Raw genomic sequence first — 22,275 nt, 5'->3', positions numbered from 1 at the left:
ACCCCGGTCACCCCGCCCGGCCACCAGTACCCCGACGGCCACCGCGACGACTGCGGGTCGGCGCCACGGTGGGGCCGCCGGGCCGGGCGGGGTGACCGGGGTGGCGCCGCCGGCGGTCGGTGGTGCGAGGTCGACCTCGCGGAACGCCAGCCAGTCCAGTACCGCCGGCAGCCGGTTGGTCAGCACCTGCTGGTAGCTCTCCTGGCGGTGCCGTCGGTACGCCGGGGTCCAGTCGCCGGCCTCCAGGGTCTCCCGCAGCGCGAGCCGACAGCCGTCGGTGGTGGCGTCCAGCGTGCACTCCAGCAGGCCGCTGCGGTCCGGCTCGGTCCAGCGCAGCACCAGGGACCGGGGTTCCCGACAGCCGATCACCCGGACCTGCGCGGGTCCGGTGAAACCGGGCAGGTCGCCGGTACGGAGCAGCAGAGTGTCATCGGCTGCCGCTGCGGGCCCGGCCGCCTCTCCCCGGCCGACCGGCCGGCCGTCGGTGGGCGGGCGGGTCCCGTCGGCCAGTGGTTCCACCTCGACGAACCACTGGGCGAGCAACCGTCGGTCGGTCAGCGCCTGCCACACCCGACCCGGCGGGTGGCGGAAGTCGATCGCGGTCCGGATTTCGGTCACGGCGCGACTTTACGGCCATCCGGCCACGGCGCCACCCCGGCCTGGTTAAGTGTCGGGAGGGAGGTGGCGGAGGAGGACGGGCGTGGACGGCTACGGGGCGCGGATCGCGCTGGTGCTGTTCCTCGTCGCGGTCAACGCCGCCCTGTCCGGTACCGAGATGGCGCTGGTCTCCCTGCGGGAGGGGCAGTTGCGCCGGTTGGCACAGCGGTCACCGACCGGGCGGGCGCTGGCCCGGCTGGCCCGGGACCCGAACCGCTTCCTGGCCACCATCCAGCTCGGCATCACCCTGGCCGGTTTCCTGGCCTCGGCCGCGGCGGCGGTGTCCCTGGCCGAGCCGCTGGTCGGCCCGCTCGGTTTCCTGGGCACGGCCGCCGAGCCGGCGGCGGTCGTCGGGGTGACCGTGGTCCTCACCTTCATCACCCTGGTCCTCGGCGAGCTGGCACCGAAGCGGCTGGCCATGCAGCGGGCCGAACGGTGGGGACTGCTCGCCGTACGTCCGCTCGAACTGCTGGCCCGGTTGGCCCGCCCGGCGGTGTGGCTGCTCAGCGTGGCCACCGACGCGGTGGTCCGGCTGGTCGGCGGCAACCCGCACGCCTCCCGGGAGGAGGCCAGCGAGGACGAACTGCGGGAACTGCTCACCACCCAGCGCAACCTCTCGCCCCAGCAGCGGGAGATCGTCAGCGGGGCGTTCGAGATCGCCGACCGTACCCTCCGGGAGATCCTGGTTCCCCGGTACGAGGTGACCACCCTGCCCGGTCGGCTCGCCACGGACGAGGCAGTCCGGCGGCTGGCCGGTACCGGACGCTCCCGGGCGCCGGTGACCGGACCGGCCGGGCTGGACGACGTTCTCGGGCTGGTGCACATCCGGGACCTGGTCGGGGCGGACGGTCGGGCGGTCGCCGACCGGGCCCGTCCGGCGGTGTTCCTGCCGGAGACGCTCCGGGTGGCCGAGGCCATCCGGGAGCTGCGCCAGCGGCACGAGCAGTTGGCGCTGGTGGTGGACGAGCGGGGTACCACCGCCGGGCTGGTCACCATGGAGGACCTGCTGGAGGAGGTGGTCGGTGAGTTGTACGACGAGACCGACCGGGACGTCCGGCAGGTGGCCCGGGACGACGACGGGTCGCTGCTGGTGCCCGGCGGATTCCCGCTGCACGACCTCGCGGACGTCGGCGTGGAACTGGGCTTCCCGCTGCCCCGGGAGTACACCACCGTCGCCGGTCTGCTGCTGGCCCGGCTGGGACACCTGCCGACCGGGCCGGGGGAGCGGGTGCAGTTGCCCGGGTTCAGCGCCGAGGTGGTCCGGGTGGAGGGACACGCGATCCGACAGGTCCGGCTGCGGGTGACCGCCGCCCACCCGGACGGCGGGTCCGCAGACGCCGGGTGAGACCCGGACGGGGGAACCTGCGCCGACCGGACCCTCCGCCCCGGCCCGGTCGATAGCGTGGCGGACGTGAGTAACCGAGGTCTGCGCACGGTGCTGGCGGTGCTGGCCGGTCTGGCGGTGCTCTGGTTCGGCACCGGTGGCAGCGCACCGGCCGACGGGCGCCGGGTCACCAACGCCGTCCTGCTGCTCGCCGCCGGTGCCGCGCTCGCCGTCTGGTACCTCACCCGTCCCGGCGGCGGCGGCAAACCGGTCAGCTGACCGGTCCGCCTCGTCGGCGGCGCGCGACCAGGCGACGGCCGGACCTGGCGTCGTCAGCGGCTCGCGGCCAGTCGGCTCAGCTCCCCGGCGGACTCCTCACCGAGGGCCACCCGGACCAGCGCCGAGGCGAACCGGGCGAAGTCGGGGCCGGGCACCAGCCGGGCCAGTGCCGCCGGTTCGGCCGGCAGACCCAGCCGGTGGGCCCCGGCCAGCATCCGCCGGTCGGTGAAGGGGCGCAGGTCGGGCCAGACCTGCTGCGCCTCCCGCAGGAAGATGTCCGCGCCGGTCGGCCCGATGCCCGGGAACGCGGTCAGCGACCGGCGCAGGCCGCCCGGATCGCCGTCCACCTCGGCGTGCATCCGCCGCAGGTCGCCCCGCCACCGGTCCAGACAGAGCCGGGCGCCGGTACCGAGCATGGTGGCGGTCCGTTCGTCGTACCGGCGGTAGTGGCCACGTCCCAGCGCGTCCACCCGGTCCTGCCAGCGGGCCGCCTCCATCCGCTGCGGGGTGCGGAAGCCGGCCCGGAAGAGTTCCCGGGCGGCGGCCACCGCGACCTGTGCCCGGATCCGGGTGCTGAGCAGGGTGGCCAGCACGAGGAGCTGGTACAGCGGTGCGGGCCGGTCGGCCAGCGGGATGCCGGCCTCCTCGGCGTACGTGCGGCCCCGCCGCTCCAGCAGGGTGCGTACCAGTTGCCGGTCGTCGCCCATCTGGTCGTCATACCCCGCCCGGGACCGGTTAGCCCCGCCGACCGGGCCGGCCCGGTATGGGCCCGGCGGGGACGGGTAACCGGCAGGCGTGCGCGAGGCACGCGCGCGGCCCGAACCGGAAGGAGACGGCGATGACGAACGTGCAGCAGATGGAGATGCGGCGCAACGGGAAGAACCCGCTGGTGCAGGACAGCAAGGGCCCCGGCGAGTCCGGGCACCCGCGCTCGTCCCGGCCGGAGCGGGGGCGCCCGGTGCCCCGGGGTCAGGTGTCGCCGTACGGCCCGGCGGCCCAGCCGGTGGCCGAGGACGCCGAGGAGCACGAGTCCGGCTGAGCACCCTCAACCACGGGTACGCAGCCGTCGCCAGGTGGCGGCGGCTGCGTACCCGTACGCCAGGTGCGGCACGATGTCCGACAGCCAGTCGGTGCGGCTCCAGCGCCGGGGATCGGTCACCCCGAGCACCGTCATCGACCCGCTGGAGGCGACCATCACACCGGCGCCGAGCGCGCCGACGGCCAGCGGCAACGGTACCCGCCGGTCCCGGGCGAGCACCGCGAAGACCGCGCCCGCGCCCACCCCGATCAGGTAGCCCAGCAACGGCCCGAGGCCCGAGCGGCGGTTCGCCGCCCGGTCCTCGGGCCCCAGGTCCACGTGGGTGGCGTCGGCCAGCCGGCGGACCGTCTCCTCCGGGGTACCGCTCGCCGGCCGGGCGCGGACCGTCATGTCCACGAAGGTCAGCGCGTTGAGGACGGTGCTGCCCACCGCGCCGGCCAGCGCGCCGTCGACCAGGTCGTCGCGTCGCACCGGTCAGCGCCGTTCGCCGGGCGCGCGTTCCCCCTTGGGGCCGAGACCCCGTTCACCGCGCAGCACGCCGCGCTGTTCGGAGTTCTCCTGGAGCAGCCGGTTGGCGACCGCGTTGGCTTCGTCGTCGGCGGCCCGTCCGGAGTTCTCGACGAGTTTCCGCAGGTGTGCGCGCTGGGTGTCGTACGCGCGACTGCCCGGCCGTGGTCCTGGCATGACCTGCCTCCCTCTCTGCGGTGCGGTTGGCGTACCCGCAGCGTTGGGTCGTGGCGTACCTGCCGGGTCTACCCGTCCCGGTGCGGGTCATGCCTGCGGGCCCAGGTCGTGGCGGAGCACCGGGACGGGCTCACCTGTCCTGGCGGAGCACCGGGACGGGCTCACCTGTCGTGGCGGAGCACCGCGACCGGGCAGTCGCTGTGGTGCAGCACCGTGTGACTGACCGAGCCGAGGACCAGTGCGGCGAATCCGCCGAGACCGCGCGCCCCGACGACGACCAGTTGCGCCCGGCGGGACTCCTCCACCAGGGCGCGTGCCGGGCGGGCCCGGACGACGCGTCGGGTCACGGTCACCTCCGGGTACCGTTCGGCGAGCCCGGCGGTCGACTCGGCCAGGATACGGCGCTCCTCGTCGTCGACCTCACGTTCGTCGTAGACCAGGGGCTGCATGTCGCCGGGTCCCTCGGAGGCCGGGTACCGCCACGCGTGCAGGGCCACCAGCTCCGCGCCGCGCCACGCGGCCTGGTCGGCGGCGAAGGCCACCGCCGCGCGGGACCGGGGCGAGCCGTCCACCCCGACCACCACCGGGCCGTCCGACCGGGCGGCCCCCCGGGCCACCAGCACGGGGCAGGCGGCGTACGCGCTGACCTGTACCGCCACCGAGCCGAGCAGCATCGAGCCGAAGCCGCCCAACCCCCGGTCACCGATCACGATCAGGGTGGCCCGTGGGCTCTGGCCGAGCAGCACGGCGGCGGCCTCCCCGTCGACGATCTCGCTGGTGACCGTGATCCCGGGGGCCGCCGCTTCGGCTGCCGCCACCGACTCGGCGACCACCCGTTCGGCCTGGTGCCGCAGTCCGGACCCGGGCGGGCCGCCCGGGGGCGGCCCCACCGGTACCCGCAGCAGCGGCCACACGAAGGCGTGCACCACCCGCAGGGGGCGGTGCTGGCGGGCGGCCTCGGCGGCGGCCAGCCGCACCGCCCGCAGGGCCGGTTCGGAGCCGTCGACCCCGACCACGATCGCCGCGTTCGTCGTGTCCACGTCCGCACCTCCGCCTCGTCGGTTCGGCCCAGTATCACCATGCTGCGCAGGGTCGCGGGGCGGTATCGCAGTGCGACCGGTGCTGGGTACGCTGTCGCCGACGCCGGGCCGACCCGCCGCCCATCGGCGCTGGTCACGCCGGGTGGGGGCACCGGGCGGACCCGGGCCGGACCGCGCGCCGCCGCCGCGCCCACCCCGTCGCCGGCCGGCGTGCCGACCCGGTCCGGCGACCTTCCCGTCGGGTGGCCCGACGACCGGGGTTCCCGTTACGGCGACCGCTCTGCCGGGCACGTTCCCGACGACCGTATGATGCTTGCCCTACAGCAAATATTGCAGTGGAGGAAGCTGATGTCGGACGCCGCCGGCGTGCTCGCGCGCGCGCTCCGGGAGGCCCCGCCGGACATGCTGGTGGAGGCCGCGGACCGGACGGTACGCGTCCTGCTCGACGCGCGGGGAGCGGAGGTGCTGCTCGCCGACTACCGCAGCACCGGACTATGGCCGGTACGCCAGCCGGCGGGACCGGACGACGACACCCCGGTCGACGCGGCCCACCGCTGCTACGGCGCCCAGCGGGAGGTGCTGGCCCACGGCGATGACGATAGCTGCCTGCTCTACCTCCCCCTGACCGCCTGGGGTGAACGCCTCGGGGTCCTGGTGGTCGACTTCGCCACCGCCCCGTCCCCCGAGGTGGTGCGCCGGGCCCAGGAACTCGCCGGCGACCTGGCCACCGCGCTGCGGGCGGCGGACCGGGACACCGACCGGTACCGGCGGACCCGTCGCCGGGAACGGCTGAGCATGGCCGCCGAGATGCAGTGGGACCTGCTCCCCGGGCGTAGCGCCGCGCACGAGGCGTACCGGCTCGCCGGGCAGCTCGAACCGGCGTACACCGTGGGCGGCGACCACTTCGACTGGGCGATCAACGGCGACGACCTCTGCGTGACCGTCCTCAACGGCGACGGCACCGGGCTGGGCGCGTCCCTGCTGACCTCGGTGGCGGTCAACGCGATGCGCAACGCCCGACGCTCCGGTGGTGGGCTCGTCGAGCAGGCCGAGTTGGCCTCCGACACCATCTACTCCCAGTACCGGGGCCGCCGGCACGTGGCGACCCTGCTGCTGGAGCTGGACGTGCGCACCGGCCGGCTCGGCGCGGTCGACGCGGGATCGCCCCGGGCCGTGCTGGTCCGGGGGACCTCGGTCCGGCCACTGCGGTTGGAGCAGCAGCTGCCGCTGGGCATGTTCGCCGAGACCCGGTACGAGGTGCAGGAGCTGCTGCTGCAACCGGGGGACCGGCTCTTCGTGGTCAGCGACGGGGTGTACTCGGCCGAACCGGGCGGCCGGGAGCCGTACGGTCGGCGGGCCATGGCCCGGGCGATGCGGGCCGCATGCCTTCAGCCCGCCACCGAGGCGGTTGGTACGGTGATACGCGAGCTGCATGCCTACCATGACCGCGTCGATCTGCGTGACGATGCGGTGGTGGTCTGCCTCGACTGGTTCGGTGGCGGCGGCAGGGGCGGTAGCCCGGAGACCAGCCGATCCACCGGGGACGGTGGACGGTCGACCGGCGGTGCCGGCGGCGGGCGCACGAACTGAACGACCACAGAGGACACCGGATGGAGCGACCTCCGAATCTGGCCGCGGCGATCGAAGCCGCCGCCGAGGCGCTGATCGGTGTGCTCGACACGGCGGGCGCGCGGCACGCGTCCTCGGTGTCACCCACCCAGCTCCGGGTGCTGTCGCTGATCAGTGCCCGACCGGGTACCAACGTCAACGGTCTCGCCGAGCTGCTCAACGTGGTCCCCTCCTCGGCCAGCCGGCTCTGTGACCGGCTGGAGGCCACCGGGTTGCTGCGCCGGGTTGCCGACCCCCGGGACCGGCGGGAGGTCCACCTGATGCTCACCACCGCGGCCCGCACCCTGCTGGCCGAGCTGAAGCGGTGCCGGCACCAGGCGGTCCAGACGGTCCTGGAGCAGATGCCCGCCCGGGCCCAGCACGAGCTGCTGCTCTCCCTGCTGGCGTTCAGCCAGGCCGCCCAGCTCTCCACCGCGGCCGACAGCCCGTCCGACGCGCGTACCGCCTGACCGGGCGGCCCGTGGGGGCATCTTCACCCCGGACCGGGGTAACCGCGCGGAGCCGTCGGCTGCCGGCCGGCGCGGGTGAGCGGAGGGGACCAGGCCATGCGGTACGACGAGTTCGTGGCCCGGGTACGGGAACGGGGCGAGTACCCCGACCGGGCCGGGACGGAGCGGGTCATCCAGCAGGTGCTGGGGGTGCTGGCGCAGCGGCTGGGGCCCGACGAGGCGGAGGATCTCGCCGCCCAGCTGCCGTTGCCCGCCGGCGCCTGGCTGACCGCCCGTCCCGGTGGCGCGCGGGGCTACGGGGTGCGGGAGTTCCTGGCGCAGGTGGCCAGCGGCGTGGGGGCGACCGAGCGGACCGCCGAGTGGGACGCCGGTGCGGTACTGAGCACGGTGGCGGAGGCGGTCTCCGGGGGTGAGCTGAACGACGTGCTCACCCGGCTGCCGGCCGGCTTCGCGGCGCTCTTCGGGCGGCCCGTCCTCAGCGACTGATTCCGGCCGGCCGGTTGCCGGGTGGTGCGGGACGTGGCGCCCACCGGAGAGTCTAGCCTCCTAGGATGCCATAGGGGCGGTGACGGTCGGCGCCGATGATCGTCGGGGCAACGGCACCAGCAGGGACCCGGCCGGGCCCGGATATAGTGGCCACGCGACCGCCCGCCGACAGCCCAGCGGCAGCGGTACCGGTCGCGTACAGGTGGCGGTCCTCCGGGACCGGAGTGGACGATGATCCGGCGACAGCCGGTCGGCAGCGCGTACGACCTGTCCCAGGTCCGCGGCCCCCAGGGCCGGTCGGGCCGTGACGCGTACGCGGAGGGAGGTTCCGTGTCGCGTCGGTCGACGCGGGCGACCCAGACCGTGCCCGGCGGGGCCACCGCCGTCGCCTCCGGGGCCGACCGGGTCCTCACCCTGCCCAACCTGATCAGCTTCGCGCGGCTGCTGGGCGTACCCCTCTTCCTCTATCTCTTCCTGGTCTCCCGGGCCGACGTCGCGGCGATCGTGGTGCTCGCGGTCGGCGGCACCAGCGACTGGGTCGACGGCTGGATCGCCCGCCGCCTCCGCCAGGTGAGCCGGCTCGGGGAACTGCTCGACCCGCTCGCCGACCGGCTCTACATCCTCGCCACCCTGGTCGCGTTCACCGCCCGGGACGTGGTGCCCTGGCAGTTCACCGCCGCACTGCTCGGCCGGGAGTTGCTGCTGCTCGGCTCGCTGCTGGTGCTCCGCCGGCACGGCTACGGTCCACCACCGGTGCACTACGTGGGCAAGACCGCCACCTTCGTCCTGCTGGCCGCCTTCCCGCTGCTGCTGCTGGCCAAGGCGGTGCCGGCCGCCTCGACGGTCGCCGGGGCCACCGGCTGGGGGCTGGCCTGGTGGGGCCTGGTTCTCTACTGGGTCGCCGGGGCGTTCTACGTGATCCAGGCCGGTCAGCTCGTCCGGGCCGCGCGCCGGGCGGCGGCATGACCGGGCCCATCGACGGCCCGGAGGGGCGCCTGCCCCGCCCCGCCGACGCCCCGGGTGGCGGGCCGCGTCCGGGGCGGACCTACACCCCCGACTTCCTCACCGAACTGTTCCGCAACCCACTCGATCCCGGCTACGCCGCGGCGGCGGCCCGGCGCGCCCGGGTCGGCGGGCCGACCGGCTGGCAGCGGGGCGCGATCCGGTCGGTGACCGTGGCCACCCTGCTCGTGCTCGGTTTCCTCTTCGCCGTCGCGTACCGGCAGACAATCGCCGAGGAGCCGGAGCGCAGCCGGGCCCGGGCCGGCCTGGTCGAGCAGATCAAGCAGCGGGAGGGCGAGACCAGCGAGTTGGCCCGTCGGGCCGACGCGCTGCGCGGCGAGGTGGCCCGGCAGCGGGATGCCGCGTTGAGCGGCAGCGACGCGGCCCGGCTACGGGATCTGGAGGCGGTCACCGGGCTGGCCCGGGTCCGGGGGGACGGCGTCGTGGTGCGGGTGGCCGACGCCCCGTCCAAGGCCGACGCGGTCACCGGCCAGGGTGGTACGAACCTGGGCCGGGTCCTCGACAGCGACCTCCAGAAGATCGCGAACGGGCTGTGGAGCGCCGGTGCCGAGGCGGTCGCGATCAACGGCCAGCGGCTGACCGCGACCTCCACCATCCGGGCCGCCGGCGGGGCGATCCTGGTGGACTACCGCCCGGTGACCGGCCCGTACGAGGTGTCGGCGATCGGGCCGGAGGAGCTGGAGGACCGGTTCAACGACAGCCTCGCCGCCCGGTTGATGCGCAACGTCTCGGCCGAGCACGGCCTGTCGTTCGCGGTGCGGGGCGTCGACGATCTCACCCTGCCGGCTGCCGGCGGGCCGCAGCTACGCTACGCCCGGCCGGTGGTCCCCCCGACCATCTCGGCCCCGGGCAGCGGCGCCCCCGGTGGCAGTGCCCCCGCCGCGTCGCCGACCGGTACGCCGGACACGACCCGTCCCTCTGGAGGTAACCGATGATCGCCGTGCTCGCGTTGCTCGCGGGTGTCGTGCTCGGGGTCTACCTCGACCCCACGGTGCCCGCCGCACTCCAGCCGTACCTGCCGATCGCCGTCGTCGCCGCGCTGGACGCGGTCTTCGGTGGGGTACGGGCGAAGCTGGACCGGATCTTCGACGACAAGCAGTTCGTCGTGTCGTTCATCTCGAACGTGCTGGTGGCCGGGCTCATCGTCTACCTCGGCGACCAGCTCGGGGTGGGCGGTCAGCTCTCCACCGGTGTGGTGGTCGTCCTCGGTGTGCGGATCTTCGGCAACGTGGCCGCGATCCGTCGGCACCTGTTCCGGGCGTAGGTTGGCGGGCGATGACTGACAAGCAGACCGAGGCGGGTGCCGGCTGGCCGCACCCGGCGGACCCGACGGGTGCGCCCGAGGGGCCCGGTGGTGCCGGGGTACCGGCCCCGCCGCAGGACGATCCGGGGGACACCGTCGACCTGTCCGCCTATCCCGTCGTGCACCCGGCGGGGCCGGCGCCGGTCGACGCGGAACCGGCGGTCCCCGATGCCGACCGGCCGGGTGGTCCGGTCGGGCCGGAGCCGGCCGGTGCGGCGACGGTGGCCGGGGCCGGTCCGGCTGTGGCGACCGGGGGAGTGGAGCCGGCTGGTGATCCCGAGCCGGCGTCGCCGACCGGTGGGTCGGGCACGGCGTCGGCGGCCCCGCCGCCGCGTCGGGTCAGTTCGGCCACCGTGATGATCGCGGTCCTGCTGGCGTTGCTCGGCTTCACGTTGGTGGTGCAGCTGAAGACCACGTCGACCGATCCGACGCTGGCCGCGACCCGGCAGGAGGACCTGGTCCGGATCCTGTCCGACCTCGAGTCGCAGGAGGAACGGCTGCGGCAGGACATCCGTGCGTTGGAGGAGAGCCAGCGTCAGCTCAACTCCGGTGCCGAGGGGCGCAAGGCGGCCCTGGAGGAGGCCACCCGTCGGGCTGACGAGATGGGCATCCTGGCCGGTACGTTGCCGGCCACCGGTCCGGGACTGGAGGTGCGGTTCACCGGCGGTAACCGGGCGGTGGGAGCGGCCACCCTGCTCGACGCGGTCCAGGAGCTGCGCGGTGCCGGTGCCGAGGCGATGCAGATCTCCGGTGGGGACCGCGCCACGGTGCGGATCATCGCGTCGACGTACTTCCTCGACCCGCCCCGGGACGAGAGCGGGATCGTCGTCGACGGGCGTCGGCTGACCGGTCCGTTCACGATCACCGTGATCGGTGATCCGGCGACCATGCGGACCGCGCTGAACATACCTGGCGGGGTGGTGGCGTCGGTCAACGGCGACGGCGGTAACGTGATCGTCGAGGAGCGTGAGACGGCTGAGGTTTCGGCGGTGCACGCTCTGACCGAGTTGAAACACGCCCGACCGGTCTCCTGACCGTGCGGGCCGCGCCGGTGGAGGATCGGCGTACGGACGGTCAGTGCGATGACGAAGGACGCGACTGGTGATTCCTGAGGACCTGCGATACACCGCCGAGCACGAGTGGGTGGCGGTTGACGGCAGTGGAAACGTGCGCGTGGGCATCACCCATTTCGCGCAGGACGCCCTGGGCGACATCGTCTACGTCCAGTTGCCCGAGGTCGGCGCCGAGGTGGCGGCCGGGGATTCGATGGGCGAGGTCGAGTCGACCAAGAGCGTCTCGGAGATCTACGCGCCGTTGAGCGGTACGGTGACGGCGCGCAACGAGCAGCTTGCCGATGCCCCGGAGAGCATCAACACCGATCCGTACGGGGCGGGTTGGCTGCTGGAGCTGACGCCGGCCGACCCGGCTGCGGTGGACGCCCTGCTGACTGCGGACGCCTACCGGGGTCTCACCGAAAGCTGAGCGCGGATTCCGGAAGCCGGATTCTTTCCGCGCGTCCGGTTGCCCTCCATTTCGGCGCTGGCTAGGCTCGCCCAGTCGACCGAGAACAATTAGTCGCGCGTTTCGGGAATGCCCGTGAGGGCACGGGGAGCCAGCCGCCGGGGGTGAGAACGCCCGGCGGCCAGACCCGCCACTACCCGACGCCGACCGAACAGATCCGTGAGGTGGTCCAATGACGCGGCCAGACGACGAGTTCCCCCCGCTCGACGTCACATCGACGCTCAATCTCGGTTCGCTCGAAGAGGTACTGGAAGGACCGGATGCCGATGTGGTGCCGAGCCGGATGTCCGGTTCGTTGCCGCCGGGTATGGCACTGCTGGTGGTGCGGCGGGGTCCGAACGCCGGCGCCCGGTTCCTGCTCGACCACGACGTGACCACCAGTGGCCGGCACCCCGACAGTGACATCTTCCTCGACGACGTGACGGTGTCCCGACGGCACGCCGAGTTCCACCGTGACGGTGGGACGTTCACGGTGCGGGACGTGGGCAGCCTGAACGGTACGTATGTCAACCGGGAGCGGGTCGAGGCGGCGACGCTGAGCAACGGTGACGAGGTCCAGATCGGCAAGTTCCGAGTGGTCTTCATCGCCGGTCCGCGCCCCGAGGAGGAGGCCGGCCGGGGGTGAACGAGCCTGCGGCGGCGACGCCGCCCGTGGCCGCCCGGGCCCAGCCGCTGATGAGTATCGGCGAGGTACTGGCGCAGCTGCGGGTGGAGTTCCCGGACACCACCATCTCGAAGTTGCGGTTCCTGGAGGCCGAAGGGCTGGTGGAACCGCAGCGGACGCCGGCCGGGTACCGGAAGTACAGCTGGGAGGATGTGGCACGCCTGCGGTTCGTGTTGACCGCGCAGCGTGACCACTATCTTCCGTTGCGGGTGATCCGGGATCAGCTTGCCGAGCTCGATGCGACCGGTGGTGCGCCGGGCCGGCAGCGGCCGGCGTTGGTGGCGGTGGGTCCGGGCGGTGAGGTGCCGGGTCGGGTCCCGGCCGAGTCGTCGGCCGAGTCTGCGGAGGTCCGGCTGGGTCGCGCCGAGCTGGTGGCGCGGAGCGGGATCAACGAGTCGACGTTGGGCGAGTTGGAGCGGCTGGGCATCCTGGTGTCCAGTCCGCCCGGCTGGTACGACGGCGATGCGTTGATCATCGCGCAGGCGGTGGCCGGGTTGGCGGCGTACGGGTTGGAGCCGAGGCACCTGCGGGGCTACCGGACGGCGGCGGACCGGGAGGTGGGGCTCTTCGCCCAGCTGATCGCCCCGTTGGCCCGGCAGAACGACCCGGCGGCGCGGGCCCGGGCGGCGGAGACCGGCCGGGAGTTGGCCGCGTTGTCGCAGCAGTTGCACGCGGCGCTGATCCGGGTGGGTCTGCGGTCGGCGTTGGGTCGCTGAGGCGGTCGGCTCCGGCGGGGAGATCGTTCCCCCGGAGGTGTGCCGTACGCTTTCCGGGGGAGACCCTTTCCGGTACGGCCAGCGGGCCGACGCGTGCGGGACGACTGTCTCGCGGCCCGTGTACCGTGCAGGGAAGGGTGCGGTGCGGCGGAGAAGACAACGACACGGAGGCGGCGGTGCGCGAGCTGAGCGTGGTCGGGGTTCGGGTGGAGCTGCCGAGCAATCAGCCGATCGTCCTGTTGCGGGAGGTCGAGGGCGACCGCTACCTGCCGATCTGGATCGGTGCGGTGGAAGCCACGGCGATCGCCTATGAACAGCAGGGTGTCAAGCCGGCACGGCCACTGACCCACGACCTGTTGCGGGACATCCTGGCGGCGCTGGAGGCGCCGCTGCGGGCGGTGGAGATCACCGAGTTGAAGGAGAACGTGTTCTACGCGGATCTGCTGATCGGCGACGGTTTGCGGATCTCCGCCCGGCCGAGTGACTCGATCGCGTTGGCGTTGCGGGTGGGTGCGCCGATCCGTTGTGCCGAGCAGGTGCTGACCGAGGCGGGCATCGTCATTCCTGACGAGCAGGAGGACGAGGTGGAGAAGTTCCGGGAGTTCCTGGAGCAGGTCCGGCCGGAGGACTTCGCCGGCTGACCCGTTCGTCCCGTCGGTGGGAGGTCCCGCACGATGGTTACCGTCCGTGACGTTCGGTGGATGTCCGGGTGGTGCTGCGGCGTGTCGCGAGGCTTCCTCCCAGCTTGCTGCCCACCCCGGGGTTAGGGTTGCGGTATCGAGGGGTGCACGTCGCCGCAATCGGCGTGTAACCGCACGGGCGGGGAGGTTGTCCGGATGAACGAGCCGTTGGACCCTGATCCGGGTAGGTTGGAGCACCGCCACACCGGGACCGTCACCGACGACGACACGGTCGGATATCGCGGCGTCACCGCGTGCAGCGCGGTCGGGATCAGTTACCGCCAGTTGGACTACTGGGCACGGACCGGGCTGGTCGTCCCGAGTGTCCGTGATGCGTCGGGTTCCGGGACGCAGCGACTCTACTCGTTCCGCGACCTGGTGGTGCTGAAGGTCGTCAAGCGGCTGCTCGACGCGGGGGTGTCCCTCCAGAACATCCGTAAGGCGATCGAGGCGTTGCGGTCGCGGGGGGTGGGTGACCTGGCCGGGATCACGCTGATCTCGGACGGCACCACGGTGTACGAGTGCCGGTCCCCGGAGGAGGTGGTCGACCTGTTGCAGGGCGGCCAGGGGGTGTTCGGCATCGCCATCGGTGGCGCGTTCAAGGAGATCGAGGGCTCGCTGTCGCATCTGCCGGCGGAGCCGGCGGCGCCGGCCGAGGTGCCGGCGATCGGTGGTGGCGCCGTCGAGGACGAGCTGGCCGCCCGTCGGGCCCGCCGCCGGGCGGGTTGACGCCGGTCACGGACGCCCGCCGCGGGCAGCGCTCGACGCCGCTCACGGGCGCCGTGCGGCGGGCCCGGTTTGACGTCGGTCGCCGGTGGGGGCGTCGGGCACACGGCTGGGCGCCGGGTGCCCCGTTGAGGCAGTCTTGACGGGTGACGGAACGGATCGACGACCTGACCGGGCTGGTCGCCGGCGGTGGAGTGGTGGTGCTCAGCGGCGCCGGGCTCTCCACCGACTCGGGCATCCCGGACTACCGGGGGCCCAGCGGTGCCGCGCGGCGGCACACCCCGATGACGTACCAGACCTTCACCCGCGACCCACTGGCCCGGCGCCGCTACTGGGCACGTAGCCACCTGGGTTGGCGGACGATCGCCCGGGCCACGCCGAACGCCGGCCACCGGGCCGTTGCCGGGTTGCAGCACCGGGGGCTGGTGGACGGTGTGGTGACGCAGAACGTCGACGGCCTGCACCAGGCCGCCGGGAGTCCCTCGGTGGTGGAGCTGCACGGTTCGCTGGACCGGGTGGTCTGTCTGACCTGCGGCAACCTGACCTCCCGGGAGGAGTTGGACCTGCGGTTGCGGCAGGCCAACCCGGATTTCGACGCCCGGGCCACGGCGGTGAACCCGGATGGTGACGTGGATCTCGCCGACGCGGACGTGGCCGGGTTCCGGGTGGTGGACTGCGGGATCTGCTCCGGCGGGATGCTCAAGCCCGACGTGGTCTTCTTCGGCGAGACGGTGCCCGCGCCCCGGGTCGCGGACTGTTTCGCCCGGGTCGAGCAGGCCCGGCTGCTGCTGGTGCTCGGTTCGTCGTTGACGGTCATGTCCGGGCGACGGTTCGTGCTCCGGGCCGCGAAGACCGGGGTGCCGGTGGTGATCGTCAACCAGGGGGCCACCCGGGGTGACGGGTACGCGGCCTTCACCGTCGACGCGCCACTCGGGGAGGTCCTGCCCGAACTGGCCCGACGGCTCACCGTCGGCGCTGCGGCAGGACCGGGCGGTGGGGCCGTCCCGGCCGGTTCGGTGGCCGTCGGTGCTGCCACCGTGGCGGTCTGAGCACGGACGGTCCGTACGACGGCGGTCGGGGTACCCGGGCTGCGGTTATCCGGCACGCTGGTAGCGTTGGGGGTGCCGGTATCACCCACGCGGGAGAGACCGTCCGCGGCGGCGCGGGCGGCGCCGAAGGGGCAAATCCTCCCCGGAACCTCTCAGGCAGAAGGACCGCGTGGGCAGGGCACTGTGGAGCACCCCCGCGCGGGGCGGCGACAGAGGGGGAGGCCGACCTGTCGACCTCGCTCCGGGGAGCCGCCCAATGACCGTTGATGACTTCGCCGCCCGCCACATCGGCCCGGATGCCGACAGTGAGCGGCAGATGCTGGACACCGTCGGCTACAGCTCGATCGACGAGCTGATGGACGCGGCCATTCCCGAGGTGATCCGCTGGCACGGCACCCTCGACCTGCCCCCCGCAGCCAGCGAGGAGGAGACGATCCGGGAGCTGCGGGCGCTCGCCGCGCGGAACACCGTCGCGGTTTCCATGATCGGTCTGGGCTACCACGGTACGCACACCCCGGCGGTGATCCGGCGTAACGTGCTGGAGAACCCGGCCTGGTACACGGCGTACACGCCGTACCAGCCGGAGATCAGCCAGGGCCGGCTGGAGGCGCTGCTGAACTTCCAGACCATGGTGACCGACCTGACCGGGCTGGCCACGGCCAACGCGTCGATGCTCGACGAGGGCACCGCCGCAGCCGAGGCGATGACCCTGGCCCGGCGGGCGTCGAAGACCAAGAGCCCGGTGTACGTCGTCGACGCCGACACCCTGCCGCAGACGATCGCGGTGCTCACCGGGCGGGCCGAACCGCTCGGCATCGAGGTGCGGGTGGTGGACCTGGACCGGGAGGCGCTGCCCGGGGAGTTCTTCGGCCTGCACGTGCAGTACCCGGGGGCGTCCGGGGCGGTCCGTGACCACGGGGCGCTGGTCGACGCGGCGCACGCCGCCGGTGCCCTGGTCACCGTCGCGGCCGACCTGCTGGCGTTGACCCTGCTGCGTCCGCCGGGGGAGATCGGCGCCGACATCGCGGCCGGTACCACCCAGCGGTTCGGGGTGCCGATGGGCTTCGGCGGCCCGCACGCCGGCTATCTGGCGGTCCGTTCCGGTCTGGAGCGGATGCTGCCCGGCCGGCTGGTGGGGGTCTCCCGGGACGTCGACGGCAACCCGGCGTACCGGTTGGCGTTGCAGACCCGGGAGCAGCACATCCGTCGGGAACGGGCGACCAGCAACATCTGCACCGCCCAGGTGCTGCTCGCGGTGATGGCCAGCATGTACGCGGTCTACCACGGCCCGGACGGCCTGCGGGCGATCGCCCGGCGTACCCACACGATGGCGGCGCGGCTCGCGGCCGGGCTGCGCGCCGGCGGGGTGCGGGTCGCCGACGTGCCGTTCTTCGACACGGTCACCGCGACGGTGCCGGGTCGGGCGGTCGAGGTGGTCGCGGCGGCCGAGCAGCGTGGGGTGAACCTGCGCCTGGTGGACGCGGACCGGGTCGGGGTGTCCTGTGACGAGACCACCACCGCCGGGCACCTGACGGCGGTGTGGGCGGCTTTCGGCGTACCGGAGTTCACCGGTGCGGTCGACCCGGCGTTGCCCGCCGATCTGGCCCGCAGCGGCGACTTCCTCACCCACCCGGTGTTCCGCAGCCACCACTCCGAGACGTCGATGCTGCGCTACCTGCGCCGGTTGTCCGACGCCGACTACGCGCTGGACCGGGGCATGATCCCGTTGGGGTCGTGCACGATGAAACTCAACGCCACCACCGAGATGGAGCCGGTGAGCTGGCCGGAGTTCGCGCACATCCACCCGCTCGCCCCGGACGGGCAGACCGCCGGTTACCGGGAGCTGATCGCCTCCCTGGAGCGGTGGCTGGCCGAGGTGACCGGGTACGACGCGGTGAGCGTGCAGCCCAACGCCGGTTCGCAGGGGGAGCTGGCCGGGCTGCTGGCGATCCGGGCGTACCACCGTAGTCGCGGCGAGGCGCACCGGGACGTCTGCCTGATCCCGTCGTCGGCGCACGGTACGAACGCGGCCAGCGCGGTGATGGCGGGGATGCGGGTGGTGGTGGTCGGCTGTGACGCCGACGGCAACGTCGACCTGGTCGACCTGGACGCCAAGATCGAAAAGCACCGGGACGCGCTGGCCGCGATCATGGTCACCTACCCGTCGACGCACGGGGTGTACGAGACCGGGATCGCCTCGCTCTGCGCGAAGGTGCACGACGCGGGCGGGCAGGTGTACGTCGACGGGGCGAACCTGAACGCGCTGGTCGGGTTCGCCAAGCCGGGCCGGTTCGGTGCCGACGTGTCGCACCTGAACCTGCACAAGACGTTCTGCATCCCGCACGGTGGTGGTGGCCCCGGGGTCGGGCCGGTGGCGGTCCGCGCCCACCTGGCGCCGTTCCTGCCGGGTGACCCGCTGGCCGCCTCGGGTGACCGGCCGGCGATCTCGGCGGCCCGGTACGGGTCGGCGGGCATCCTGCCGATCCCGTGGGCGTACCTGCGGATGATGGGCGCCGAGGGGCTGACCCGGGCGACCGGGGTGGCCGTGCTGGCGGCCAACTACGTGGCGGCCCGGCTGCGGGGCCACTACCCGGTGCTCTACGCCGGCAACAAGGGCCTGGTGGCGCACGAGTGCATCCTCGACCTGCGGCCGTTGACCAAGGCGACCGGGGTGAGCGTGGACGACGTGGCGAAGCGCCTGATCGACTACGGGTTCCACGCGCCGACGATGAGTTTCCCGGTGGCCGGCACGTTGATGGTGGAGCCGACCGAGAGTGAGGACCTGGCCGAACTGGACCGGTTCTGCGAGGCGATGATCGCGATCCGGGGCGAGATCGACCGGGTCGGCTCCGGGGAGTGGCCGGCGGGGGACAACCCGCTGTCCAACGCGCCGCACACGGCGGCCATGGTCAGCGCGGACTCCTGGTCGCACCCGTACCCGCGGTCGGTGGCGGCCTACCCGCCGGGCGTGGCGCCGGCCGGGAAGTACTGGGCGCCGGTCCGTCGGGTCGACGGCGCGTACGGCGACCGGAACCTGGTCTGCTCCTGCCCGTCCCCCGAGGCGTTCGAGGACTGAGCCGTCGGACCGTGCCGGGGCGGGACGTGCCGCCCCGGCAGGTGGGGCCGCGCCGACCGGTGGGCGGCGGCCCCGAGGTGGGGTACTAGCCTGTGCTCGGCACCGGGAAGGTGCTACTGACAGCGACGATCAGGCTACGAGTGCGTGCCGGGCGGGGCCCCGGTGCGGTGCGATGCTGCTGCCGTCGGGTAGCAGCTCGCCGGTGTCCTCGAAGACGATGACACCGTTACAGAGCAGGCTCCAGCCCTGCTCAGGGAAGCATGCGATGACGCGGGCGGCCTCGCGGTCGGTCGCGTCGGCGGAGGGGCAGGTGGGTAGGTGCTGGCACATCGGGTTCTCCGGACTGTGGGGGCACTGTGTCATGGTTCACATGACCAGTGACGCACAGTACCAAGCCGAAGTGCGCTCCATCGAGCAGCTTCCCGACCGGTACGCCGGAAATCGACTGAACGGATGATGGGTCATGGTCCGGTCGGTGTGGAAGCGCTCCCACGCCGGGTGAGCGTACCCGCCGCGCCCGGCTCCTGTGCCGACTCCCTCCTGGAACGGGACCGGTTCGAGTGGCGCCTGGGCGACCCGGGTGACCCGGCCACGCTGATCGAGCAGTTCCTGTCCACCCACGACCTGCCGGTGACCGACCTGGCGCGCCCCGGCGACCCCCGACGGCACGGGGACGGCCCCTGCGGCGCCGCGCTGTTCGTCTCCGCCGCCGCCGGGGCGGTGCTGGTCGACGCCCCGCCCGGCGCACCGAGCCCGGCGGCCGGTGTACCGGACGTGGCGGTGATCGTCTACGGACACGGCCCCCGCCACCACCCGTCGGCTCCTCCGGGACCCGACGGGTGGTGGCGGGGGCCGTGGCAGCCGAGTTGGACCGCACAGCAGCACGCCGCCGCCGTCGACGCGGCCCGGACCGCCATCGCCCGGGGCGACATCTACCAGGTCAACGTGGTCGGGCACGCCGCCGCGCCGTACCGGGGCGACCCGCTGCCGGTGCTGGCCCGGCTCGGCGGACTACCCGGCGCCCGGTACGGCGGCACCCTCGCCGGTGCCGGCTGGGCCATCGGCTGCGCCTCCCCGGAGACGCTGGTCGAACTGGTCGACGGGCGGCTGGTCACCCGACCGATCAAGGGCACCCGGCCGGCCACCCCGGCCGGTCGGGCCGAACTGCTCGCCTCCACCAAGGAACGCGCCGAACACATCATGATCGTCGACCTGGAACGCAACGACCTGGCCCGGGTGGCGCGTACCGGTTCGGTGCGGGTGGACGACCTCTACGCGGTACGCCGCTGGTGTGACCTGTGGCAGGCGGAGTCCACCGTCTCCGCGTCCCCGGCCGACGGGCTCGGCCTGGCCGACCTGCTCCGCGCGGTCTGCCCCGGCGGCTCGGTGACCGGAGCGCCCAAGCTGTCCGCGCTACGGCACATCGCCGCCCTGGAACCGGTCGGTCGGGGCGCGGCGATGGGAGCGCTGGGCTGGGTCGGGCCGGGCCGGCTGGACCTCGGCCTGACCATCCGCACCGCCGCAGCCGACGGCGACCGGCTGCACGTCTGGGCCGGTGGCGGCATCACCTGGGGCAGCGACCCGGCCGCCGAGGTGGCCGAGGCCCGGGCCAAGGCCGCCCCGCTGCGCACCCTCCTCCGGTAAGGAAGGGCCCCTTCCTATCGTTTCCGGTATAGGAAGGGGCCCCTGCTAACGACCTCCGCCGGCCGGCCCGGAGGGGGCGTGCGCCGGTCCGGGGACCGGGTCATCCGTCGTCGCCGCCCAGCCGGTGGTGATCAGCAGCAGCGCGGCGATGTAGGTGGACATCACCAGCAGCCCCTGGGCCGGTAGCGTCAGCCCGGCCGCGCCGAGACCGATCAGCAGGTCGGAGACGAGGAACAGGGCCCCGCCGACGGCGACCCGACGACCGATGCCGACCGCTGCGGCGGCCATCGCGGTCAGGGCGAGGCTGTAGCCGAGGATGGGTAGCCGCAGCGGCCCGAGCCGGCTCCACAGCAGCACGTTGAGCAGCGCCCACAGCGCCAGGTACCCGACGAACACCGGCAGCGGGGGACGCCGACGCCGCAGGAACGCGGTGAGGAAGCTGAGCTGCGTACCGAGGAAGAAGCCCATCCCCACCAGGAACGCCACCGGCGAGTCGATCAGCAGCGCCACGTCCCCGGCGGTGGCGAAGACCAACCCCACCGCGACCGGATCCATCCGACGTCGGCGTTGCCACCACCAGAGCAGCAGCAGTGGTGCCAGCAGCGGCTTGGCCAGCCACTGCACCAGCGTGAGGTCGAAGCCGACGCCGACCAGTTCGACCGCGGCGACCACCGCGAACAGCACCAGCACGGTCATCGGACCGGCTGCCAACCCGGACGGCCCAGCAGGTAGCCGAGGCGGTGTCGCCACCGGTCCGTGGCGCGGACGTCCGCCCAGATCGAGAGGTACTCGTGGGTGGCCACCCGCAGCGGGTTGTAGGTGTCGATGTTCTTGGTCAGGCCGTACCGGACCGGGGCGCGTTCGGGCTCGAAGGTGCCGAAGAGCCGGTCCCAGACGATCAGGATGCCGCCGTAGTTGCGGTCGAGGTACTCGGGGTTCGCGCCGTGGTGGACCCGGTGGTGCGACGGGGTGTTGAACAACCACTCGACCGGCCGGGGCAGCGTACGGACCCGCTCGGTGTGCAGGAAGAACTGGTACAGCAGGCTGACCGACTGCTGGAGGAAGATCATCCAGGGTGGGATGCCGAGCAGGGCCAGGGGCAGCCAGAACGGTATCGAGGTCACCGGCGTCCAACTCTGCCGCAGCGCGGTGGAGAGGTTGAAGAAGACGCTGGAGTGGTGCACCACGTGCCCGGCCCACAACAGGCGTACCTCGTGGTGCGACCGGTGGAACCAGTAGTAGGCCAGGTCGTCGGCGAGGAACAGCAGCACCCAGGTCCACACGCTGGTGGGGGAGAGCTGCACCGGGGCGACGGTGTAGAGGCCGGCGTAGGCCAGCACGGTCAGCAGCTTCCACGGCACGCCGACGACCTGGCTGCCGGCGCCCATGGAGAGGCTGGTGACGGTGTCGCGGACCTCGTAGCCGCGTTCGTCGTCGGTCGGCCGGTACCGGTACCAGAGTGCTTCGATGGTGATCAGCAGCAGGAACGCGGGGACGGCGTAGAGCACGGCGGGGATCATGTCCGGGTCCGTTCGGTGGCGGCGGTGACGGGGGCGGTGAGCAGCGTGTGGGCCTGCCCGGCGGCGCCGTCGCCGTCGCCGTCGGCGATCAGCGCGGCCAACCGGCGGTGCCCGGCGGTGTCGAGCAGTTCGGCGGTACGGCGCTGCGGCGGCACCCGGCCGACCGCCAGCGCGCCACCGACCAGGCTGTTGAAGGCCAGCAGGTAGGCGGTGTTGCCGCTGCCCTGCACGATCTGCCGCCACAGGGCGATGTTGGCCTGGTCCATCCGGTCCAGGTCGGGGGCCGCCCCGACGTACCCGGTGACCGCCCCGGTGACCGCCGCCCGGGTGGCCGGGTCGGCCCGCAGCGCGCAGAGCCGGGCCGCGTCGGTGCCGATGCAGGCCCGCATCTCCAGGACGTCGCGGACCAGGGTGTCGATCGGCAGCACCTCGTCGACCTGGGTGAGCGACATGGCCAGGTCGAGTCCGGCGTGCACCCGCCAGTCGAGTACCCGGGTGGCGCCGCCCTGACTGACCCGGACCAGGCCGAGCTGCTGGAGCCGGCGCAGCGCCTCGCGTACGGCGTGCCGGTTGACGGTGAGGACCGCGCCCAGCTCCCGTTCGCTGGGCAACGGGTCGCCGGGGGCATACGTGCCGCTGACGATGGCGTCGCGCAACTGGCCGAAGACGTGGTCGGAGACCGAGCTGCGGGGGACGGGACGCAGGTTCATGGCGAGCAGTGTGACGGGCCACACATCAGCCCGTCAACTGGTTGGACCAGTCTGTC

General features: G+C 73.3%; 27 protein-coding genes and 1 riboswitch. Of the genes, 18 read left to right on the top strand and 9 right to left on the bottom strand.

Annotated features, from left to right (window positions below; translation table 11 throughout):
- A partial coding sequence (locus GSF22_RS03355; protein WP_208811228.1) for an SRPBCC family protein occupies nt 1-618 on the bottom strand: 618 nt, incomplete at its 3' end.
- 82 nt (nt 619-700) lie between these two features.
- Between GSF22_RS03355 and GSF22_RS03350 the strand changes: the two genes are divergently transcribed.
- Nucleotides 701-2,002 (top strand): hemolysin family protein, encoded by a 1,302-nt coding sequence (locus GSF22_RS03350; RefSeq protein ID WP_208811227.1) that lies wholly within the window; start codon nt 701-703, stop codon nt 2,000-2,002.
- 66 nt (nt 2,003-2,068) lie between these two features.
- Complete coding sequence (locus GSF22_RS03345) at nt 2,069-2,260, top strand: hypothetical protein (protein WP_439957734.1); 192 nt, start codon at nt 2,069-2,071, stop codon at nt 2,258-2,260.
- Nucleotides 2,261-2,313: 53 nt separating this feature from the next.
- Here GSF22_RS03345 and GSF22_RS03340 read toward each other — a convergent pair whose 3' ends face one another.
- Nucleotides 2,314-2,967 carry a hypothetical protein gene (locus GSF22_RS03340; RefSeq protein ID WP_208811226.1) on the bottom strand — a complete coding sequence of 218 codons (654 nt, stop codon included), beginning with the start codon at nt 2,965-2,967 and terminating at the stop codon, nt 2,314-2,316.
- A 131-nt stretch (nt 2,968-3,098) separates the two neighbouring features.
- On the opposite strand from GSF22_RS03340, the gene GSF22_RS03335 reads away from it, so the two are divergent.
- Entirely contained in the window at nt 3,099-3,299 is a 201-nt protein-coding gene (locus GSF22_RS03335; protein ID WP_208811225.1) for a hypothetical protein, read from the top strand.
- Between the two features lie 6 nt (nt 3,300-3,305).
- Here GSF22_RS03335 and GSF22_RS03330 read toward each other — a convergent pair whose 3' ends face one another.
- From GSF22_RS03330 to GSF22_RS03320, 3 genes are all read right to left on the bottom strand, one after another.
- Entirely contained in the window at nt 3,306-3,770 is a 465-nt protein-coding gene (locus GSF22_RS03330) for a hypothetical protein (protein ID WP_208811224.1), read from the bottom strand.
- 3 nt (nt 3,771-3,773) lie between these two features.
- On the bottom strand, nt 3,774-3,983 hold the full coding sequence (locus tag GSF22_RS03325) for a phosphatidylethanolamine-binding protein (protein ID WP_208811223.1): 210 nt from the start codon (nt 3,981-3,983) through the stop codon (nt 3,774-3,776).
- A 161-nt stretch (nt 3,984-4,144) separates the two neighbouring features.
- Complete coding sequence (locus GSF22_RS03320; protein ID WP_208811222.1) at nt 4,145-5,023, bottom strand: universal stress protein; 879 nt, start codon at nt 5,021-5,023, stop codon at nt 4,145-4,147.
- A gap of 348 nt (nt 5,024-5,371) precedes the next feature.
- On the opposite strand from GSF22_RS03320, the gene GSF22_RS03315 reads away from it, so the two are divergent.
- The 14 genes from GSF22_RS03315 (at nt 5,372) to gcvP (ending at nt 18,345) form a co-directional block, all read left to right on the top strand.
- Nucleotides 5,372-6,613, top strand: coding sequence for a PP2C family protein-serine/threonine phosphatase (locus GSF22_RS03315; protein ID WP_208811221.1), 1,242 nt, complete (start codon nt 5,372-5,374; stop codon nt 6,611-6,613).
- A gap of 20 nt (nt 6,614-6,633) precedes the next feature.
- Nucleotides 6,634-7,101, top strand: a complete 468-nt coding sequence (locus tag GSF22_RS03310) for a MarR family winged helix-turn-helix transcriptional regulator (RefSeq protein WP_208811220.1) — start codon at nt 6,634-6,636, stop codon at nt 7,099-7,101.
- Between the two features lie 96 nt (nt 7,102-7,197).
- The gene (locus tag GSF22_RS03305) at nt 7,198-7,587 is read left to right on the top strand and encodes a DUF2267 domain-containing protein (RefSeq protein ID WP_208811219.1); all 390 of its coding nucleotides are present in this window, start codon (nt 7,198-7,200) and stop codon (nt 7,585-7,587) included.
- A 330-nt stretch (nt 7,588-7,917) separates the two neighbouring features.
- Nucleotides 7,918-8,553, top strand: a complete 636-nt coding sequence (locus tag GSF22_RS03300) for a CDP-alcohol phosphatidyltransferase family protein (RefSeq protein ID WP_439957733.1) — start codon at nt 7,918-7,920, stop codon at nt 8,551-8,553.
- A complete protein-coding gene (locus GSF22_RS03295; protein ID WP_208811217.1) occupies nt 8,550-9,545 on the top strand; it encodes a DUF881 domain-containing protein in 996 nt (331 codons plus the stop codon). Before GSF22_RS03300 ends, GSF22_RS03295 begins: the two co-directional genes overlap by 4 nt.
- The gene (locus tag GSF22_RS03290; RefSeq protein WP_007071104.1) at nt 9,542-9,874 is read left to right on the top strand and encodes a small basic family protein; all 333 of its coding nucleotides are present in this window, start codon (nt 9,542-9,544) and stop codon (nt 9,872-9,874) included. Before GSF22_RS03295 ends, GSF22_RS03290 begins: the two co-directional genes overlap by 4 nt.
- An 11-nt stretch (nt 9,875-9,885) precedes the next feature.
- A complete protein-coding gene (locus GSF22_RS03285; RefSeq protein ID WP_208811216.1) occupies nt 9,886-10,947 on the top strand; it encodes a DUF881 domain-containing protein in 1,062 nt (353 codons plus the stop codon).
- A 67-nt stretch (nt 10,948-11,014) separates the two neighbouring features.
- A complete protein-coding gene (gene gcvH, locus GSF22_RS03280) occupies nt 11,015-11,395 on the top strand; it encodes a glycine cleavage system protein GcvH (protein ID WP_208811215.1) in 381 nt (126 codons plus the stop codon).
- 211 nt (nt 11,396-11,606) lie between these two features.
- Nucleotides 11,607-12,059, top strand: a complete 453-nt coding sequence (gene odhI / locus GSF22_RS03275; protein ID WP_208811214.1) for an oxoglutarate dehydrogenase inhibitor Odhl — start codon at nt 11,607-11,609, stop codon at nt 12,057-12,059.
- 50 nt (nt 12,060-12,109) lie between these two features.
- Nucleotides 12,110-12,814, top strand: coding sequence for a transcriptional regulator FtsR (gene ftsR, locus GSF22_RS03270; RefSeq protein WP_208811231.1), 705 nt, complete (start codon nt 12,110-12,112; stop codon nt 12,812-12,814).
- A 176-nt stretch (nt 12,815-12,990) separates the two neighbouring features.
- Nucleotides 12,991-13,455, top strand: a complete 465-nt coding sequence (locus tag GSF22_RS03265) for a bifunctional nuclease family protein (protein WP_208811213.1) — start codon at nt 12,991-12,993, stop codon at nt 13,453-13,455.
- A gap of 195 nt (nt 13,456-13,650) precedes the next feature.
- The gene (locus GSF22_RS03260; RefSeq protein WP_208811212.1) at nt 13,651-14,223 is read left to right on the top strand and encodes a MerR family transcriptional regulator; all 573 of its coding nucleotides are present in this window, start codon (nt 13,651-13,653) and stop codon (nt 14,221-14,223) included.
- Between the two features lie 143 nt (nt 14,224-14,366).
- The gene (locus GSF22_RS03255) at nt 14,367-15,269 is read left to right on the top strand and encodes an NAD-dependent protein deacetylase (RefSeq protein ID WP_208811211.1); all 903 of its coding nucleotides are present in this window, start codon (nt 14,367-14,369) and stop codon (nt 15,267-15,269) included.
- A gap of 80 nt (nt 15,270-15,349) precedes the next feature.
- A riboswitch (glycine riboswitch) is annotated at nt 15,350-15,447 on the top strand.
- 78 nt (nt 15,448-15,525) lie between these two features.
- Nucleotides 15,526-18,345 carry an aminomethyl-transferring glycine dehydrogenase gene (gcvP, locus tag GSF22_RS03250; RefSeq protein ID WP_208811210.1) on the top strand — a complete coding sequence of 940 codons (2,820 nt, stop codon included), beginning with the start codon at nt 15,526-15,528 and terminating at the stop codon, nt 18,343-18,345.
- 129 nt (nt 18,346-18,474) lie between these two features.
- Here gcvP and GSF22_RS03245 read toward each other — a convergent pair whose 3' ends face one another.
- A complete protein-coding gene (locus tag GSF22_RS03245) occupies nt 18,475-18,675 on the bottom strand; it encodes a DUF5999 family protein (RefSeq protein WP_091659995.1) in 201 nt (66 codons plus the stop codon).
- A gap of 123 nt (nt 18,676-18,798) precedes the next feature.
- Between GSF22_RS03245 and GSF22_RS03240 the strand changes: the two genes are divergently transcribed.
- On the top strand, nt 18,799-19,989 hold the full coding sequence (locus GSF22_RS03240; RefSeq protein ID WP_208811209.1) for a chorismate-binding protein: 1,191 nt from the start codon (nt 18,799-18,801) through the stop codon (nt 19,987-19,989).
- Nucleotides 19,990-20,034: 45 nt separating this feature from the next.
- Here GSF22_RS03240 and GSF22_RS03235 read toward each other — a convergent pair whose 3' ends face one another.
- From GSF22_RS03235 to GSF22_RS03225, 3 genes are read right to left on the bottom strand one after another with little or no spacing between them, the layout of a single operon-like run.
- Complete coding sequence (locus GSF22_RS03235) at nt 20,035-20,685, bottom strand: lysoplasmalogenase (RefSeq protein ID WP_208811208.1); 651 nt, start codon at nt 20,683-20,685, stop codon at nt 20,035-20,037.
- Nucleotides 20,682-21,509: a sterol desaturase family protein gene (locus tag GSF22_RS03230; protein ID WP_208811207.1), complete on the bottom strand. Its 828-nt coding sequence runs from the start codon at nt 21,507-21,509 to the stop codon at nt 20,682-20,684. The genes GSF22_RS03235 and GSF22_RS03230 overlap by 4 nt, the downstream gene beginning before the upstream one ends.
- A complete protein-coding gene (locus GSF22_RS03225) occupies nt 21,506-22,219 on the bottom strand; it encodes a FadR/GntR family transcriptional regulator (protein WP_208811206.1) in 714 nt (237 codons plus the stop codon). The genes GSF22_RS03230 and GSF22_RS03225 overlap by 4 nt, the downstream gene beginning before the upstream one ends.
- Nucleotides 22,220-22,275: the final 56 nt, after the last annotated feature.

This window comes from Micromonospora echinofusca, from assembly GCF_017614955.1.
Lineage (GTDB): Bacteria > Actinomycetota > Actinomycetes > Mycobacteriales > Micromonosporaceae > Micromonospora > Micromonospora echinofusca_A.
Note: the sequence above shows the minus strand (reverse complement) of the source record. Positions and strands in the feature narration are given on the sequence as shown.

Bases quoted from the DNA above. Each gene is read 5' to 3' on its own strand.
- GSF22_RS03340 (WP_208811226.1), bottom strand. From the start codon at position 2,967: ATGGGCGACGACCGGCAACTGGTACGCACCCTGCTGGAGCGGCGGGGC.
- GSF22_RS03335 (WP_208811225.1), top strand. From the start codon at position 3,099: ATGACGAACGTGCAGCAGATGGAGATGCGGCGCAACGGGAAGAACCCG.
- GSF22_RS03325 (WP_208811223.1), bottom strand. From the start codon at position 3,983: ATGCCAGGACCACGGCCGGGCAGTCGCGCGTACGACACCCAGCGCGCA.
- GSF22_RS03315 (WP_208811221.1), top strand. From the start codon at position 5,372: ATGTCGGACGCCGCCGGCGTGCTCGCGCGCGCGCTCCGGGAGGCCCCG.
- GSF22_RS03310 (WP_208811220.1), top strand. From the start codon at position 6,634: ATGGAGCGACCTCCGAATCTGGCCGCGGCGATCGAAGCCGCCGCCGAG.
- GSF22_RS03305 (WP_208811219.1), top strand. From the start codon at position 7,198: ATGCGGTACGACGAGTTCGTGGCCCGGGTACGGGAACGGGGCGAGTAC.
- GSF22_RS03295 (WP_208811217.1), top strand. From the start codon at position 8,550: ATGACCGGGCCCATCGACGGCCCGGAGGGGCGCCTGCCCCGCCCCGCC.
- GSF22_RS03290 (WP_007071104.1), top strand. From the start codon at position 9,542: ATGATCGCCGTGCTCGCGTTGCTCGCGGGTGTCGTGCTCGGGGTCTAC.
- GSF22_RS03285 (WP_208811216.1), top strand. From the start codon at position 9,886: ATGACTGACAAGCAGACCGAGGCGGGTGCCGGCTGGCCGCACCCGGCG.
- odhI (WP_208811214.1), top strand. From the start codon at position 11,607: ATGACGCGGCCAGACGACGAGTTCCCCCCGCTCGACGTCACATCGACG.
- ftsR (WP_208811231.1), top strand. From the start codon at position 12,110: ATGAGTATCGGCGAGGTACTGGCGCAGCTGCGGGTGGAGTTCCCGGAC.
- GSF22_RS03260 (WP_208811212.1), top strand. From the start codon at position 13,651: ATGAACGAGCCGTTGGACCCTGATCCGGGTAGGTTGGAGCACCGCCAC.
- gcvP (WP_208811210.1), top strand. From the start codon at position 15,526: ATGACCGTTGATGACTTCGCCGCCCGCCACATCGGCCCGGATGCCGAC.
- GSF22_RS03245 (WP_091659995.1), bottom strand. From the start codon at position 18,675: ATGTGCCAGCACCTACCCACCTGCCCCTCCGCCGACGCGACCGACCGC.
- GSF22_RS03240 (WP_208811209.1), top strand. From the start codon at position 18,799: ATGATGGGTCATGGTCCGGTCGGTGTGGAAGCGCTCCCACGCCGGGTG.
- GSF22_RS03235 (WP_208811208.1), bottom strand. From the start codon at position 20,685: ATGACCGTGCTGGTGCTGTTCGCGGTGGTCGCCGCGGTCGAACTGGTC.
- GSF22_RS03230 (WP_208811207.1), bottom strand. From the start codon at position 21,509: ATGATCCCCGCCGTGCTCTACGCCGTCCCCGCGTTCCTGCTGCTGATC.
- GSF22_RS03225 (WP_208811206.1), bottom strand. From the start codon at position 22,219: ATGAACCTGCGTCCCGTCCCCCGCAGCTCGGTCTCCGACCACGTCTTC.